Origin of the sequence: Psychrobacter sp. YP14, assembly GCF_003209315.1 — a bacterium.
Lineage (GTDB): Bacteria > Pseudomonadota > Gammaproteobacteria > Pseudomonadales > Moraxellaceae > Psychrobacter > Psychrobacter raelei.
The window spans coordinates 506457-522510 of record NZ_CP029789.1 but is presented as its reverse complement, the minus strand read 5'-3'; the positions used below and the strand labels follow the sequence as shown (position 1 = coordinate 522510).

Annotated in this window: 17 protein-coding genes and 1 tRNA gene; 6 read left to right on the top strand and 12 right to left on the bottom strand. The window is 44.8% G+C overall.

Annotated elements, in window-relative coordinates:
- Window positions 1-3 precede the first annotated feature (3 nt).
- The 12 genes from rplV to DLE54_RS02150 form a co-directional block, all read right to left on the bottom strand.
- Window positions 4-333 (bottom strand): 50S ribosomal protein L22, encoded by a 330-nt coding sequence (gene rplV / locus DLE54_RS02205; protein WP_011959717.1) that lies wholly within the window; start codon window positions 331-333, stop codon window positions 4-6.
- Window positions 334-343: 10 nt separating this feature from the next.
- Window positions 344-619 (bottom strand): 30S ribosomal protein S19, encoded by a 276-nt coding sequence (gene rpsS, locus DLE54_RS02200; RefSeq protein ID WP_007394243.1) that lies wholly within the window; start codon window positions 617-619, stop codon window positions 344-346.
- A gap of 11 nt (window positions 620-630) precedes the next feature.
- On the bottom strand, window positions 631-1461 hold the full coding sequence (gene rplB / locus DLE54_RS02195) for a 50S ribosomal protein L2 (RefSeq protein ID WP_011959716.1): 831 nt from the start codon (window positions 1459-1461) through the stop codon (window positions 631-633).
- 11 nt (window positions 1462-1472) lie between these two features.
- Window positions 1473-1823 (bottom strand): 50S ribosomal protein L23, encoded by a 351-nt coding sequence (gene rplW, locus DLE54_RS02190; protein WP_011959715.1) that lies wholly within the window; start codon window positions 1821-1823, stop codon window positions 1473-1475.
- Window positions 1820-2422 (bottom strand): 50S ribosomal protein L4, encoded by a 603-nt coding sequence (rplD, locus tag DLE54_RS02185; RefSeq protein WP_011959714.1) that lies wholly within the window; start codon window positions 2420-2422, stop codon window positions 1820-1822. Before rplD ends, rplW begins: the two co-directional genes overlap by 4 nt.
- Before the next feature lie 14 nt (window positions 2423-2436).
- On the bottom strand, window positions 2437-3075 hold the full coding sequence (gene rplC / locus DLE54_RS02180) for a 50S ribosomal protein L3 (protein ID WP_110816100.1): 639 nt from the start codon (window positions 3073-3075) through the stop codon (window positions 2437-2439).
- A 94-nt stretch (window positions 3076-3169) separates the two neighbouring features.
- Window positions 3170-3481: a 30S ribosomal protein S10 gene (rpsJ, locus tag DLE54_RS02175; RefSeq protein ID WP_007394248.1), complete on the bottom strand. Its 312-nt coding sequence runs from the start codon at window positions 3479-3481 to the stop codon at window positions 3170-3172.
- A 575-nt stretch (window positions 3482-4056) separates the two neighbouring features.
- On the bottom strand, window positions 4057-5898 hold the full coding sequence (locus tag DLE54_RS02170) for an Rne/Rng family ribonuclease (RefSeq protein ID WP_110816099.1): 1842 nt from the start codon (window positions 5896-5898) through the stop codon (window positions 4057-4059).
- Between the two features lie 169 nt (window positions 5899-6067).
- Complete coding sequence (locus tag DLE54_RS02165; RefSeq protein ID WP_110816098.1) at window positions 6068-6706, bottom strand: Maf family protein; 639 nt, start codon at window positions 6704-6706, stop codon at window positions 6068-6070.
- Window positions 6707-6808: 102 nt separating this feature from the next.
- Window positions 6809-7297, bottom strand: coding sequence for a rod shape-determining protein MreD (gene mreD, locus DLE54_RS02160; protein ID WP_110816097.1), 489 nt, complete (start codon window positions 7295-7297; stop codon window positions 6809-6811).
- Window positions 7298-7510: 213 nt separating this feature from the next.
- Window positions 7511-8431 (bottom strand): rod shape-determining protein MreC, encoded by a 921-nt coding sequence (gene mreC / locus DLE54_RS02155; RefSeq protein ID WP_011959709.1) that lies wholly within the window; start codon window positions 8429-8431, stop codon window positions 7511-7513.
- Window positions 8432-8453: 22 nt separating this feature from the next.
- Window positions 8454-9482 (bottom strand): rod shape-determining protein, encoded by a 1029-nt coding sequence (locus DLE54_RS02150; protein ID WP_011959708.1) that lies wholly within the window; start codon window positions 9480-9482, stop codon window positions 8454-8456.
- A gap of 663 nt (window positions 9483-10145) precedes the next feature.
- Between DLE54_RS02150 and gatC the strand changes: the two genes are divergently transcribed.
- The 6 genes from gatC (at window position 10146) to purU (ending at window position 15985) form a co-directional block, all read left to right on the top strand.
- On the top strand, window positions 10146-10484 hold the full coding sequence (gatC, locus tag DLE54_RS02145; protein ID WP_197708901.1) for an Asp-tRNA(Asn)/Glu-tRNA(Gln) amidotransferase subunit GatC: 339 nt from the start codon (window positions 10146-10148) through the stop codon (window positions 10482-10484).
- A gap of 209 nt (window positions 10485-10693) precedes the next feature.
- Entirely contained in the window at window positions 10694-12193 is a 1500-nt protein-coding gene (gene gatA, locus DLE54_RS02140) for an Asp-tRNA(Asn)/Glu-tRNA(Gln) amidotransferase subunit GatA (protein WP_110816096.1), read from the top strand.
- Window positions 12193-13713: an Asp-tRNA(Asn)/Glu-tRNA(Gln) amidotransferase subunit GatB gene (gene gatB, locus DLE54_RS02135; RefSeq protein ID WP_011959705.1), complete on the top strand. Its 1521-nt coding sequence runs from the start codon at window positions 12193-12195 to the stop codon at window positions 13711-13713. Before gatA ends, gatB begins: the two co-directional genes overlap by 1 nt.
- 160 nt (window positions 13714-13873) lie before the next feature.
- Window positions 13874-13950, top strand: a tRNA-Pro gene (locus tag DLE54_RS02130).
- Between the two features lie 157 nt (window positions 13951-14107).
- Window positions 14108-14824: a tetratricopeptide repeat protein gene (locus DLE54_RS02125; protein ID WP_110816095.1), complete on the top strand. Its 717-nt coding sequence runs from the start codon at window positions 14108-14110 to the stop codon at window positions 14822-14824.
- A 264-nt stretch (window positions 14825-15088) separates the two neighbouring features.
- Complete coding sequence (gene purU, locus DLE54_RS02120; RefSeq protein ID WP_110816094.1) at window positions 15089-15985, top strand: formyltetrahydrofolate deformylase; 897 nt, start codon at window positions 15089-15091, stop codon at window positions 15983-15985.
- Window positions 15986-16054 lie beyond the last annotated feature (69 nt).

The window sequence follows — 16054 nt, the reverse complement described above, 5'->3', positions numbered from 1 at the left end:
GAGTTATTCTCCTACCTTAACAGTGATGTGACAGGTACGTTTACTGATACGATCAGCACGACCCTTTGCACGTGGTAGGATACGCTTTAGCGTGATGCCTTCATCCACATAGATAGTTGATACTTTAAGCGTATCGATATCTAAACCGTGGTTGTGTTCAGCGTTTGCGATAGCAGACTCAAGACATTTCTTAACGAATACTGCGCCTTTTTTATTGCTGAACGCAAGGATATCCAAAGCACGCTCAATAGACTTACCACGAACTTCATCTGCGACAAGTCGAACTTTCTGTGCCGAAATGGCGGCACCGCGTAATTTTGCAGTTACTTCCATAGTGAGCACCTTATTTTTTTGCTTTCTTGTCAAAGCCATGACCGCGATAAGTGCGAGTCGGGGCAAATTCACCTAGTTTATGGCCAACCATTTGCTCACTAATGATAACCGGTACATGTGTACGGCCGTTGTGAACAGAAATTGTTAGACCAACCATTTGTGGCAGAATCATCGAGCGACGTGACCAAGTTTTAATAGGCTTGCGTGAGTTTGACTCTACAGCTTTTTCTACTTTGGCAAACAGATGCGCATCAATGAATGGACCTTTTTTCAATGAACGAGGCATGAAATTTTCCTTTATTTCTTCTTGGCGCGACGGCGACGGATGATCATACTGTCAGTACGCTTGTTAGAACGCGTTTTAAGACCTTTAGTCTTCTGACCCCATGGCGTTGTTGGATGTTTACCCATTGTACGACCTTCACCACCACCGTGTGGGTGATCTACTGGGTTCATCGCAGTACCACGAACCGTTGGGCGAACACCACGCCAACGAGATGCACCTGCTTTACCAAGTGATTTTAGGTTATTTTCAGTGTTTGAAACTTCACCGATAACGGCACGGCAATTTACGTGTACACGACGAGTCTCGCCTGAACGTAGACGTAGGATTGCGTAAATACCTTCTTTACCTAGTAACTGAACTGAAGCACCAGCTGAGCGAGCCATTTGCGCGCCTTTACCGATTTTTAGTTCAATATTACTGATGGTAGTACCAACAGGAATATTTTTTAGAGGTAAACAGTTACCTGGACGGATTGGTGACGCTTCACCTGACAATACTGTATCGCCAACTTTAAGTTTCTTAGGAGCGATGATATAACGACGCTCACCATCAGCATACTTAAGAAGGGCAATATGTGCAGTACGGTTTGGATCGTATTCGATACGCTCTACCGTTGCTGGGATATTGTCTTTAGTACGTTTGAAGTCGATAATACGATAGTGTTGCTTGTGTCCACCACCAATGTGACGTGATGTAATACGACCATTGTTATTACGACCACCTGATCTACCTTGTGCTTCAACAAGTGGGGCATGCGGACGACCTTTGTAAAGGTGTGGATGCACCACTTTTTCAACAAAACGGCGACCTGGTGATGTTGGCTTTGCTTTTACGATAGGCATGATTTGTATCCTTATTCGTTGTTCGCTGTTTCGCTAGTAGAAGCTGCATTATCTGCAATCTCTTCACCAGCATCAGCCATTTGTACATCTTGACCAGCTTTTAAAGTCACATAGGCTTTTTTATAGTCATTACGACGACCTACAGTGCGACCAAAGCGCTTTGTTTTACCTTTAACATTTAAGGTGTTTACCTTAGTAACTTCCACACCTTCAAACATTAACTCGACTGCTTTTTTGATTTCACGCTTGGTGGCATTGTTATCAACTTTGAAAACTTGAACACCTAACGAGTCACCTAACAGCTGAGATTTCTCTGAGAACACAGGCCCTTTTAAGACCTGATAAAGTCTTGCGTTGTTCATGCTAGTGCTTCCTCAAATTGTTTCGCTGCGTCAACAGACATGATGACTTTATCAAACGCAATCAAGCTAACTGGATCCACTTCGTTAGTACCTAGAACATTCACATGTGGAATGTTGCGGGCAGCTAAGTATAGATTCTCATCAACTTCATTGGTCACGATTAATGCACGTGGTGCATTAAGTTCTGCCAATTTGCTAATTAATTCTTTTGTCTTTGGCGCTGACACAGTGATGCTGTCAACTAAAATTAGACGGTCTTGGCGAACTAATTCAGCTAAGATACACTGCATCGCACCGCGATACATTTTACGGTTCACTTTTTGTGACCAGTCTTGTGGCTTGGCAGCAAACGCTCGACCACCACCAACCCAAATTGGGCTACGAGTAGAACCAGCACGTGCACGGCCAGTACCTTTTTGACGCCATGGTTTTTTACCACCGCCAGAAACTTCAGCACGAGTCTTTTGTGCGCGGGTACCTTGACGTGCGCCTGCTAAATAAGCAGTGACGACTTGGTGAACGAGGGCTTCGTTGAATTCACGACCAAATGCCGTGTCAGACAGCTCAACCGCTGCGCCTGTAACAGTTTTTAAATTCACGTTAATCCCCTTGCTTAGGCTTTGATTGACGGACGTACGATGACATCGCCACCATTGGCACCTGGAATGGCACCTTTAATGACGAGAAGACCTTTTTCAGCGTCTACTGACACGACTTCAAGTCCTTGAACGGTAACACGTTTGTTACCCATTTGCCCTGGCATTTTCTTACCTTTGAAAACTTTACCTGGGCTTTGGTTCTGACCTGTAGAACCCAATACGCGATGCGATACTGAGTTACCGTGTGTAGCATCTTGCATACTAAAGTTATGACGTTTTACGCCACCTTGGAAGCCTTTACCTTTACTTTGACCTGTAACATCAACAAGTTGCCCTGCTTCAAATAGGTCAGCAGCAATTTCGCTACCCGCTTCACGTCCTTCAAGTTCATCTTCTGTAACACGAAATTCCCACACACCGCGGCCGGCTTTAACGCCTGCTTTAGCAAAGTGACCTTTTTGTGCTGCTGTTACGCGGCTGTCACGACGCTCACCTGTGGTGATCTGGATGGCTTGATAGCCGTCAGTGTCATTCGTTTTGATTTGAGTAATGCGGTTTGCATCGACCTCAACAACCGTTACAGGGATAGAAGCGCCTGTTTCAGTGAAGACACGGGTCATGCCGCATTTCTTACCGACTAAACCGATCGCCATGTTAAACCTCTTTATATCTTCAATTAATATTCTGGGTAATTGTTAGTATGTCGCTCTATATTAATCAGTACGTATTATTATAGAAACGTACTTATTAACCCAATGCGATTTGAACGTCTACACCAGCAGCCAAGTCCAACTTCATCAATGCGTCTACTGTTTTATCAGTAGGTTGCACGATGTCAAGCATACGCTTGTGAGTACGAATCTCGTACTGATCTCGCGCGTCTTTGTTGACGTGTGGCGAGGTTAGGACGTTGAAACGCTCGATGCGAGTAGGCAACGGTACAGGACCACAAACTTGCGCACCAGTGCGCTTTGCGGTATCGACAATCTCTTGTGCCGACTGATCGATCAATCTATGATCAAAAGACTTTAGTCGGATACGGATTCTCTGGTTAGCCATGCCAGCAAGCTCCTAATAAATGGTTTTATCATCAACGACAACCCAAATGGCGAACGTTAAATGACAAATAGCCGTTATATAAATGATTTATTTTTTGGTCAAATCGTGAGATTAATCACATGAGACAATTCAAAAAACAAAATAAGTTTAATCCTTGCCCACCATTTCTATATAAGAAGGTAGCAAAGAAGATTGAAATTAGTGCCAAAAACGATGCTTTGGCTGTATTAACGTCAAGCTTTACAAGTGTTTACTATTCAATACGCTGCCGTATCTGATCACACTTACTTGGAACGCTCATATAAATTCAGTGGGTTGTATTATACATAGCTGACAGCCAATTGCAAGTATATTATTGGTGTTTATCGCCATATATTTGGGGTTATTACGCCCTTTTTACATTTTAATAACATCCCTATTTTAGGTGTCTAATTTGACTATAAATTAATCAAAACTTATCTGATAGTCAGGCGACAACAGGGCTAAAGTGCCTAAAAAACAACCAGTTTATAACGCTTAGGCTTGTCGTTAAAAAATCCAGCAACCGCTTAAAATAATTTGCACTTAGCATGCAACTAATCTAAGACGATATCATACTGCTCTTGGGTATATAAATTCTCCACCTCAAACGTGATAACTCGGCCCAAAAGATACTCTAAGTCAGCGACTGTGTCTGCTTCAGATGAGAGTAGCAAGTCAATTACCGAAGCGTGCGCCACCACCGTAAACTTCTTAGGTGAGTTATAAGTCCGAGCACAGCGCATAATTTCACGGAAAATCTCAAAACAAACGGTTTCTGCTGTCTTGATAAAGCCCTTACCCTCACACGTCTTACATGGCTCGCAAAGCTGCTGCTCTAATGACTCACGTGTGCGCTTGCGGGTCATCTCGACCAGTCCAAGCTCACTGACCTGAGTAATTTTGGTTTTGGCATAGTCTTGTGACAGCTGATATTGTAAGTTCTCTAACACATCATCTTTGTGCTGCTGCTCGAGCATATCAATAAAATCAAGGATGATGATGCCGCCTAAATTACGCAGTCTAAGCTGACGGGCAATAGCATGAGTGGCTTCCAAATTAGTTTTATATACCGTGTCCTCAAGCGAGCGTCCACCCACAAAAGAGCCGGTATTGACATCAATGGTGGTCATTGCCTCGGTTTGATCGATAATCAGGTAGCCGCCCGATTTTAAGTCTACTCGGCGCTTTAACGCATCACGCAAATCCTCTTCAACCCGGTGCACATCAAATAAAGGCTGCTCGCCACTGTAAGGCAGGATACGTGGATAAATAAAAGGCACAAACTCTTTGGCAAACTGACGCACCTCATTGTACATACCTTCGTGATCGACAATGACTTTTTCGGTATCTGGATGCACCAAATCTCGGATAGAGCGCAGTGGAAGCGACAATTCTTGATAAATCAGCACCGCACTTTGACCACTACCCGCTGAGGCTTCTTTACGCGCTTGAATGGTGCGCCATAGCTGTACTAGATAGTAGATATCCTCTTCTAGCTTGGCCACTGGTACCCGCTCTGCGGCGGTACGAGCAATAAGCCCGCCGGTAAGATTGACCGTTTGCATCAGTGCGCCAAGCTCAGTCTTTAAACGGTGGCGCTCTTCTTCATTGTCGATGCGCTGCGAGATACCGATGTGCTCACTGGAGGGCAAATATACCAGATAGCGCGATGGCAAGGATATATTGGTGGTAAGACGGGCGCCTTTGGTACCGAGCTGGTCTTTGGTGACCTGTACCAGTATTTTTTGGCCTTCATGCAGCCGATATTGAATTAATTCATGACGTGGCGGCTCGATAATCTGACGCTCTTTGACCGCAGCGGGCTTGGTATCGGCTTTGGTAATGGCGTTACCCACCATATCGGGAGAGTCAATCTCAAGTAGCGCGTTATCGAGCAGATCATTTTTTAGATTGTCGGACTCATCTGCTAAAGCCGATTTTTTTTCGCGTAAGCTGCCCGCCTCAATTTCTGTCTTCGCAGACAACGGGTCAGCTTCCATAGCGGGCTCAGTATCTGCTATTACAGATGCCATGGTGTCACTTGCCGTCACCACATTTTCAGCAATGTGCTCACAGCGATCTACTGGCATACTGGTTAATACGGTCGGTTCTTGCTTAGTGTTGTGACGTATCTCAGGGGCCTTGTCTGCCGTAGGGGCAGGACGGGCAATACGGCGCATATCATTAACATGCAAAAAGGCGGTACGAGACTGGCCAATTTCAACAAAAGCGGCCTGCATTCCAGGCAAAACACGCACCACAGTGCCCAAATAGATATTGCCAACCAGACCCAGCTTATTATGCCGCTCAATATAAACCTCACTAACCACACCGTTATCTAAAACAGCGACTCGAGATTCCATTGGGCTGACATTAATGAGTAGCTCTTCTGACATAGCAGACCTTTTATCTTATTATAAGTTAATGACAATCTATAAATGAATGATACGCTGATAAGTTCAGGACACTCAAAACGTTAGGACTCTCAGTGTACCACTGACTTTGATAAATTGTTATCTTGCACCAAGTTATTGTTAGGCAGCCTACCTTATGAGTGCCTAGATATTATAAGTCAGCCGCTTGTTGCTGCATACGTTTAATAGCAGCTAAGGTTTGCGCCAGCGGCAGACCCACCACATTAGAGTAGCTGCCATTAATGCGCTCCACCCATGCGGCGCCTTTACCTTGAATGGCATACCCACCGGCTTTGTCTGCAGGCTCACCGCTTCGCCAGTAGTCCTCCATCGCCGCCTTATTGAGCGCAATGAATTTTACCGCTGTTTTTTCAAGTAAGTTATCGGTTAATACAACCTGCCCGCACTCATCAATCAAGGTTAACTGTACCGCAGTCCATACGGCATGCTCGGTATCAGACATCTGCTGCCACATCCTAAAGGCATCCTCTTTATCAATGGGCTTCACCAAAATAGAGCGGCCATCAGGCAAGACACCAATGGTATCTGAAGTAATTACCAAAAAAAGCTGACGCTCAGTGCTTGCTGTCTTTACCGGCATCTGTGATACCAAACTGTGACACGCTGCTACAGCCTTCGCCCCCACCATACGCACGATATAATCTTGCGGGCTCTCCCCGGCTTGCACCGTTTCATCTACCTCAGCGCTATGTATCACAAAGTCAAGATCAGCCATAGCCAACAGCTGCTGACGGCGCGGTGAAGTCGAGGCAAGAACAACAGTTATCATAATATCGGCTGGGTTATCCACATTAAATGAATGATTAAAAGTGAGCGCACAAAACAGACAGCACTTGGTATGTTAAAGGTATGACTGGTTATGCACTTAGGGCTATGAATACTTGTTGATAAAACGGTGCAATCCAAAAAATACCAACGGCCAGCTAATGACACTGATCAATAAGCTAAAAATTGCACTGGCATAAAATATGTTCTGGGTCAGGTACTGCACAATCCATAATGTCAGCTGAAACACGATAAGTGCCCCTGTCGCCACCGTCCAAGCAACGGGCAGATTAACTTGCTTGATATACTGCCCAACAAAACGCAGCGAAAACGCCATAATCACTGCCGCAAATCCCTGCTGCCCTAAGCGGGTATCTAACAACAAGTCTGAGATAATACCAATGGCAAAAGCGGTCACCACCCCCACATAGCGCGGTTTATAGATAAGCCAAAAAATAAGCACCATAATAAGTGCCATGGGCCGTAGCTTCGAGGCATCCAAACTAAGCGGGTAGATATTAACGACAGAAGCCGCCACAAAACTTGCAATAACCAACAGCAAAGATTGTAACGGGCTTAAGGGAGACTTGATCATAATTGCGGTAGCGCCTGTTAAGAAACCTAAGTTCAAAATCTTAATTCAAAAATGTAGCAAAATCACCTAGTTTTTGAACCAAAGACACAGGGTTGCTAAACACTAAGCCCACAAACACACTGTGCCATGGGCTTAGTTTAAGATAAACACCAAGTCATCTGGCTTAGTGTTTAACGACGAGCTTGCTGCCTGCCATAGACCAGCTTAGACAGGCTAAGGCTCATCAATAGGACGGCTTGGGGGCACATACGGGGCCTGAGTAAGCTCTAATGACCCGGTAAAGCTGTCATCGGAATAACGCGGAGAGTGCTTGCTGTCTTGCATAATGAGCACATACGAGCTGTTCACAAAATCAGCTGCGGGCGTTACTTCGATATTCATAAAATTATCATTTTGCTCAGGATTAATATATTCAATACGGCCCACACGATATCCAGCTGGAAACCGGCCACCGAGCCCTGATGATATGAGCTCATCGCCGACTCGGATATCTGAGGTCTTAAATATATAATCCAGCTTCAAGGAGCTTGGCGTGCCCTCCCCTGAAACAATAGCACGCTGACCGGTACGTCGCACTGTCACTGACACTGACTGCAATTCATCAGTGATTAATAACAAACGGCTGGTATTGGGATACACATTAATAATTTGTCCCAAGATGCCATTTTCATCGATCGCGGTCTGACCGACTTCCACCCCATCATTGCTGCCTTTATTCAGCACCACAATCTGCTTTAGGGGGTTGGTATCTGTGCCGATAACCTGTGCCAAATTCAAATCATATTGATCCGGCTTGGTCGTCGACAAGATGCCTTGCAAGCGGGCGTTTTGGGCCAACACATAATCCTGCTGCTGTAGTTTGGCCTGAGCATGCAACAATTGGGCATGCAGCTGTACGTTTTCGCGACGCAGCGCCTCTTTACTCATCAAAGTGCCATCTGCCCAGTGACTCACAAAACTTGGCAGCACAGACATCTGATAAATAGGCTGCATGGCCGAATGACTGGTATCACGGATTGGTGTGAACCAGTCAGGGTTTTTGCTATCCAGTAACATCAAAATCATAGCGACCAATAACACGGCCGCTGTTTTTCGTAACGATAGACTGTACTGAGCAAAGATGCTTGTTGGCATATTAAATTTATAAACTCATCGGCTACACAAAAATCATATTAAGACTTTTATTATTGATAAATGCTAATGCAGCACCGCCGCCACGGCTCACACACGTTAAGGGGTCTTCTGCAACGGTAACCGGTAGACCGGTTTCTTTTGACAATAATTTATCAAAGTTACGCAACAAAGCGCCGCCACCGGTTAACACGATACCACGCTCAGCGATGTCTGATGACAATTCAGGTGGCGTCTGTTCTAGGGCCGTTTTTACCGCACTAACAATACCAGTTAATGAGTCGCTTAATGCCTTTTGAACTTCTTCAGAGGTCACCGTTAAGGTCTTAGGCACCCCTTCAGCCATACTACGGCCGCGCACTTCAACTTCAAGCTTGGCATCTTCATCAATGGCCGAGCCTACGCTTTGCTTGATACGCTCAGCTGTGGTTTCACCAATTACGCAGCCATGATTGCGGCGAACGTGCGTGATAATCGCTTCATCAAAGATGTCGCCGCCGATACGGATAGAGTCGGCATAGACGCAGCCTGATAATGAGATGACGGCAATCTCAGTGGTACCACCACCGATATCCACAACCATAGAGCCACTGGCTTCATGCACTGGCAGGTCGGCACCAATGGCAGCTGCCATCGGCTCTTCTAATAAAAAGACTTTGTTGGCGCCAGCAGAAGATACCGCTTCACGAATGGCACGGCGCTCAACTAAGGTCGATTTGCAAGGCACACAAACCACAACGTTTGGCTGAGCCAAAAAGCGACGCGCTTTTACTTTATTGATGAAGTGTTTTAGCATTTTTTGAGTGACCTCAAAATCTGCAATAACCCCATCTTTTAACGGGCGAATGGCGGTGATATTGTCCGGTGTACGACCCAGCATTTGCTTTGCATCGATGCCGACAGCGGCTACCGTTGGATTTTGAGTGCGATTACTACGCAGAGCCACTACCGTGGGCTCGTCGAGAACCACACCCTTTCCAGGCGCATAAATCAATGTGTTGGCAGTACCAAGGTCAATGGCGATATTGTTAGATAGAAATCCAAACGGGTTCATGTATCGTGTTTCCAGCGTATTGCGAGTTAAAGAGAAGCCGTCATCATCAGCCGTTAATTCGCTAAGATTGGCTCTCAAATAAGTGAGTTTGATTTACTAAAAAATATTCTAAGATATTGCCGAGCAGATATAAGCACACACTTTAACTAAAGTTAAGTATGACGACAAGGAAAAACCTAAAAAGGTTCGTCAAATATTCAAGTGGTGCAAATTATAGCGCTTAATTGTCGATAAATCATGTCAATCTCTAACTTTTCATCTTTATACAGTACACTAATTTGCAACATCTCATGTCAAACCTGTTGCCAACCGCCTAAGCTTGGGGTATGACCATCGTTTATGACCCTGCTTATTGATAGATGGCTCATGTCATCAGTATCCGCCTTATCTCACTTTAGCGCTTTAGCCACTGGCCATTATCACAAGGTAACCACTGAAAATAACTGCCAGTTGCTTTATAATATCCGCCAATTTCATGATTGTAGTGACCCGCAAGCCTGCTTAGGAATAAATACACGGGCAAGCACGCTTTTTTAACTGAGTTTGAGCCTTATATTTATCAGCAGCGTATCTGTCTGCGGTATCTTTAATGCCTTAATGTATTGCCCCATTGATTGTCTTAATTATTTTTATTAACTAATCTAAAAAAGGATGCTTTGTTTCATGACTACCCCAATCCAAAATCCACAAGCGCCCATCGGCGATCTTCGTGATGACAAAATCTGCACAGCCGATATTTTAGAGGTAGCCAAGCTGTCACGTCTGGCCGTCGATGAAGAAACTGCGCAAAACTTCGCAGAAGACATCGACAAAATCCTAGCCATGATGCATACCCTATCGAGTGTCGATACCGAAGGCTTAACACCATTAGCCAACGTTCATGAAGCGGCTCAAGAGCTGCGTGCTGATATCCCCAATCCAAATATCGACCGTGAATTGAATCAATCTATCGCCCCAGCCGTTGAGCAAGGCTTGTATCTAGTACCTCAGGTCATTGAATAGCATTTAGCTTGGCTGCTAGCTTTGTCTGTCTGCTAGGGGTAAAAAATAAAATAGCCCGCTTAGCATAAAAACTCGCCATAGCCGCCTATCAAGCGCTGGCACACGTGACATAAAACAACAACAGCCAGACGCTTAACTGACTTTATGGCTTATGCCCTATTACTCACTTAACCGATTACTTAGTTAATTACTCAATATGGACACCCAATATGTCTGATTTACATCACTTATCCATTGCAAAACTGGTAGATGGCTTACAGAACCAGCACTTTAGCAGTGTCGAATTAACCGATCATTTTTTAAAGCGTATCAATACGTTAGATAAAAAAGTTAACAGCTTTATTACCATCGATGAAGAAGGCGCCCGTCAAGCGGCACAACAAGCCGATGACAGACGCAGCGCAGGCGATAACTCAGTTTTACTGGGTCTGCCTATGGCGCACAAAGATCTGTTCTGTACCAAGGGACTATTGACCACTTCAGGCTCAAAGATACTACACAACTTCGTCTCCCCTTATGACGCCACTATCGTATCAAACATCCGTGAAGCGGGCGCTGTGTGCTTAGGTAAACTCAATATGGACGAGTTTGCGATGGGCTCAGATAACGAAAGCTCATACTATGGTGCCGTGCATAACCCTTGGGACTTAAGCCGTGTGCCTGGTGGCTCATCTGGTGGCTCTGCTGCTGCCGTGGCTGCCGGCTTCGTGCCTTTTGCAACAGGTAGTGATACAGGTGGTTCTATTCGCCAGCCAGCCTCATTCTGTGGTTTAACCGGTATTAAGCCTACCTACGGCCGTGTGTCACGCTTTGGTATGATTGCCTACGCTTCAAGCTTAGATCAGGCCGGTACGTTCGGCCGCTCAGCACAAGACTGCGCGTATTTATTACAGCCCATGGCCGGTCATGATGCCCGTGATGCGACCTCCATCAAGCGTGATGTACCTGATTATGTGGCAGACTTACAATCGGCTGCCGCACAAGCAGACGCTGACAAGCCTTTTGCCGGTCTACGTATCGGTGTGGCCAAAGAATACTTCGGTAAAGGACTAGACGCGGAAGTGGATGCCAACGTTCGCGCCGCCTTAAAGCAATATGAAGAGCTGGGTGCCACCATTGTCGAGGTGAACATCACTGACCCTGAGATTACTCTAGCCACTTACTATATGTTGGCCCCTGCTGAGGCCTCATCGAACCTATCACGCTTTGATGGCGTACGTTTTGGTTACCGCTGTGAGGACCCTAAAGACTTGGCTGACTTATATACCCGCTCACGCTCTGAGGGCTTTGGGGTGGAAGTACAGCGCCGTATCTTGATGGGTACTTATGCACTATCAGCCGGTTATTTTGATGCCTATTACACCAAGGCACAAAAAGTTCGCCGCCTGATTTTACAAGACTTCAAAAATGCCTTTGAGAAGTGTGATGTGATTGCCAGTCCTACTGCGCCTACGGCAGCCTATAAGCTAGATGCCGCCCTAGATCCGGTGACCATGTACCTAGGTGACGTCTACACCATCGGCGTAAACCTTGCCGGTCTACCTGCCATTAGCATGCCAGCGGGCTTCACCGAATCAGGCTTACCTATTGGTCTACAGCTGATTGGCAACCACTGGGATGACAGCAAGCTGTTATCAACGGCACATATCTTCCAACAACACACTGACCATCACACTAAGCTATCTGCTACTGCACAGGAGAGCATCTAATGACTGCTATCACTGAAAGCAACACCACCCATCAGCCCGTTCGCAAAGAGTTATTAATCGATGGCTATGAAGTGGTCATTGGTATCGAGATTCACTGTCAGCTCAATACCGACAGTAAAATCTTCTCAAGCTCGCCCACTAAGTTTGGTAATGAGCCCAACACTCAGGCCAACATCGTTGACTTAGGCTTGCCTGGCGTATTACCAGTATTAAACGAGGGGCTTATCGAGCGTGCCTTGAAATTTGGCATCGGCGTCAACGCTGAGCTGGGTATGCTCAATACTTTTGATCGTAAAAACTACTTCTACCCTGATCTGCCAAAAGGCTATCAGATTACCCAGATGGAAAACCCCATCGTCGGTAAAGGCTACATTGATGTTATCGTTAATGAAGGCCAGAAGAATGAATATGCCAAACGCATCGGCATCACCCGTGGCCATTTAGAAGAAGATGCCGGTAAATCAGTGCATGATGCGGTACCCGGCATGACTGGTGTGGACTTAAACCGTGCTGGCACGCCGCTTATTGAAATTGTCTCTGAGCCTGACATGCGCTCAGCCAGCGAAGCGGTGGCGTACATTAAAGCCATTCATCAGCTGGTTACTTGGCTTGATATCTCAGATGCCATCATGGCAGAAGGCTCATTCCGCTGCGACTGTAACGTGTCTGTGCGTCAGCCGGGCGAAGAGTTTGGTACCCGTACTGAGCTTAAAAACCTAAACTCATTTCGTAACATCGAAAATGCGATCAAACGTGAAATAGAGCGTCAAATCGACATCATTGAAGATGGCGGAAAAGTCGTCCAGGCTACCATGCTGTATGATCCAGAGGCCGATGAAACACGCATCATGCGTACCAAAGAAGACGCGGACGATTACCGCTACTTCCCAGATCCTGACTTATTGCCAGTACGTATCGAGCAAGAGACCGTAGATGCCATTCGTGCCAGCATGCCAGAGCTGCCTGTGGTGCGCCGTGAGCGCTTTAGCACTGAGCTTGGCTTATCAGAGTATGATGCCCGCATCTTGACCGATAGCCGTGAATTGGCAGACTATTTTGAGAGCGTATTAGCCACAGTGGGTACTGAGCACGCTAAGCTGGCCGCCAACTGGATTATGGGTGACCTACTTGGCGCCTTAAACAAAGATGACAAGACCATTACCGACTCGCCCATTAGCGAAGTACAATTGGCTGGTCTGCTAAAACGTCTTAATGACAACACCCTATCAGGTAAGCTGGCCAAGCAAGTATTTACTGCGCTATATGACGGTGAAGGCGGCAATGAGGCTGATGCAGCAGACAAGATCATCGAGGCCAAAGGCTTAAAGCAAGAGACGGATACTGGCGCTATTAAAGCCATCGTGGAAGAGGTCATTGCTAACAACCAAGCCATGGTTGATGAATATAAAGGCGGTAAAGAGAAAGCCTTTAACGGTCTAGTCGGTCAAGTAATGAAAGCCAGCCGTGGTAAAGCCAACCCGCAGCAAGTGAATCAGATTCTAAAAGAGATTTTAGGATAAGACTTAAATCACTTATGACACAACAGGTGATCTAAAAGCATTTTATACCGGGTAGGTCATGATTTATGGCCTACCTTTTTGTTTTTCTGCAACATATATGGCCGGATAATGCATACAACCCCTTGCAAAATTTCTAATATTAAGTAAAATAGCAGTCCATCGGGGCGTAGCGCAGTCTGGTAGCGCACTACACTGGGGGTGTAGTGGTCGCAGGTTCAAATCCTGCCGTTCCGACCATATATTAAAAAGACCTGTCATATTTATATGGTAGGTCTTTTTTTATAAAGGAATGAAAGGAACTGTGGAATATACATTATCCTAATAAAGCCATAATAACCTGCCTTCATTGTTGGTATTAAAAATATTTACCAAAACACTCACTAGAGCAAAGCTTATGAACCTTTTAAAAAAAACTGCATGTTTATTAACGGTTTTTTGCACTACAACTATATTGTCTATTCATGCATCTGCGTCAAGTTTCGATAAAACTGCTCAATTAGCGAATAATGGGGATATTAAAGCTCAATATGAGCTTGGAAATTACTACAGAAGTGACAAGGAAGGAAATAAAGATTATAGCAAAGCTATTAAATGGTATCTAAAGGCAGCAAACCAAGGAGATTCATTAGCCCAACTGAAACTTGCCGAGATGTACCACTATATTCTGCCATTAAGGGAGCTAAATCGTATTGAAGCTATAAGATGGTATCAAAAAGCTGCTGATCAAGGTTTAATAGAAGCGCAATATAATTTAGGTTTCATATATTATAACGGTCAAGGTGTGAAAAAGAATTACAACAAAGCTTTTGAATGGTACTTAAAAGCTGCCGAACAAGGTGATTTCAAAGCTCAATCTAATATAGGCGCCATGTATAGAGACGGTGAAGGCGTTTCTAAAAATCGTGAAAAAGCTATTGAATGGTTTGAGAAATCTGCTAATCAAGGTTATGCTGCCGCACAGTATCAGCTTGCTTTAATGTATGACTTTTGCTACACATTAGAGCCTGATTTTGCTAAGGCCTCTAAATGGTACCAGCAAGCAGCTGAACAAAATTATTTACCTCCATACTTTATTTGCACTTATACTATTAGTCACTCAGGAGAAAATTAAACTAACAGGTTAATGATCAATAATTTATACATGTAAAACTCTTTAATATTAATTTACTTAGAACAGTTGTAAACTTTATTTTAAAGTATTTTTAATATATTTATATATTACGAATTAACCTTTTGTATTTTATATTCATATAACTTATTTAAAAAACAGTACTATGTTCACTGTTTAGACAAAAGAATCCAATGTAATTAAACTAACGCCTAATTGAGACTATTACGTGCTTTTATTTCCGTTGATATATTTTATAGGACCAATATGTCAGACAACACTCAATCAACTCATTCTAAAACCAATACAGTGACAGACACCGCCACCCTATTAATCAAATGCCGTGACCAAGCTGGCATCGTCCAAGCCGTCTCTGAATTTATCCATCGTTATGGCGCTAATATCATTACTTTAGACCAATACTCAACCGCACATGAAGGCGGCCAGTATTTTATGCGCCTAGAGTTCGCCTTAGCTGGATTAAGTGAGATTATTGAAAACTTCGAGGCCAGTTTTTCGCACACAGTGGCCAAACGTTATGAGATGCAGTGGCGCTTGCATGACAATGCGATTAAGACCAAAGTGGGCATACTGGTCTCAAAATTTGACCATGCCCTACTCGACTTATTATGGCGTCATCAGCGTGGCTTATTAGATTGTGATATTACCTGCGTAGTCAGCAACCATAATGATCTACGCCAAGCGGTAGAAAACTTTGGTACTCCTTTTCATCACGTACAAGTCACCAAAGATAATAAAGCCGAGGCTGAAGAACAAATTCATCAGATTATGGCTGGTAATGATTTACTGGTATTGGCGCGTTACATGCAAATTTTGTCTGAAGACTTCGTCAGTCGTTGGCCCATGCAGATTATCAATATCCACCACTCCTTCTTGCCAGCTTTCGTCGGTGCCGACCCCTATCGCCAAGCCTTTGACAAAGGGGTAAAACTAATTGGCGCCACAGCGCACTACGTGACCGCCGATCTGGATCAAGGCCCGATTATCGAGCAGGATGTGCACCGAGTTACTCACCGTCAAGGGGTTGCCGAGCTGCGTGCTATTGGCCGTGACGTGGAGCGTAATGTGCTGGCACGTGCGGTAAACTGGCATGTACAAAACCGAGTGATTGTCAGTGGTAATAAGACCATTGTGTTTAACTGATAGTAATAAAAGAATAGCTAAAAAAGTGGGTGGCGTTTTTACAACACCACCCACTTTTTTATTGTCTAA

What these genes read in the sequence shown, in the direction of transcription:
- DLE54_RS02170 (WP_110816099.1), bottom strand. Translation starts at nt 5,898, where the DNA reads ATGTCAGAAGAGCTACTCATTAATGTCAGCCCAATGGAATCTCGAGTC.
- DLE54_RS02150 (WP_011959708.1), bottom strand. Translation starts at nt 9,482, where the DNA reads ATGAACCCGTTTGGATTTCTATCTAACAATATCGCCATTGACCTTGGT.
- rplB (WP_011959716.1), bottom strand. Translation starts at nt 1,461, where the DNA reads ATGCCTATCGTAAAAGCAAAGCCAACATCACCAGGTCGCCGTTTTGTT.
- gatC (WP_197708901.1), top strand. Translation starts at nt 10,146, where the DNA reads ATGACTACCCCAATCCAAAATCCACAAGCGCCCATCGGCGATCTTCGT.
- mreD (WP_110816097.1), bottom strand. Translation starts at nt 7,297, where the DNA reads ATGATCAAGTCTCCCTTAAGCCCGTTACAATCTTTGCTGTTGGTTATT.
- mreC (WP_011959709.1), bottom strand. Translation starts at nt 8,431, where the DNA reads ATGCCAACAAGCATCTTTGCTCAGTACAGTCTATCGTTACGAAAAACA.
- rplV (WP_011959717.1), bottom strand. Translation starts at nt 333, where the DNA reads ATGGAAGTAACTGCAAAATTACGCGGTGCCGCCATTTCGGCACAGAAA.
- rpsS (WP_007394243.1), bottom strand. Translation starts at nt 619, where the DNA reads ATGCCTCGTTCATTGAAAAAAGGTCCATTCATTGATGCGCATCTGTTT.
- rplW (WP_011959715.1), bottom strand. Translation starts at nt 1,823, where the DNA reads ATGAACAACGCAAGACTTTATCAGGTCTTAAAAGGGCCTGTGTTCTCA.
- DLE54_RS02165 (WP_110816098.1), bottom strand. Translation starts at nt 6,706, where the DNA reads ATGATAACTGTTGTTCTTGCCTCGACTTCACCGCGCCGTCAGCAGCTG.
- rpsJ (WP_007394248.1), bottom strand. Translation starts at nt 3,481, where the DNA reads ATGGCTAACCAGAGAATCCGTATCCGACTAAAGTCTTTTGATCATAGA.
- purU (WP_110816094.1), top strand. Translation starts at nt 15,089, where the DNA reads ATGTCAGACAACACTCAATCAACTCATTCTAAAACCAATACAGTGACA.
- rplC (WP_110816100.1), bottom strand. Translation starts at nt 3,075, where the DNA reads ATGGCGATCGGTTTAGTCGGTAAGAAATGCGGCATGACCCGTGTCTTC.
- gatB (WP_011959705.1), top strand. Translation starts at nt 12,193, where the DNA reads ATGACTGCTATCACTGAAAGCAACACCACCCATCAGCCCGTTCGCAAA.
- DLE54_RS02125 (WP_110816095.1), top strand. Translation starts at nt 14,108, where the DNA reads ATGAACCTTTTAAAAAAAACTGCATGTTTATTAACGGTTTTTTGCACT.
- gatA (WP_110816096.1), top strand. Translation starts at nt 10,694, where the DNA reads ATGTCTGATTTACATCACTTATCCATTGCAAAACTGGTAGATGGCTTA.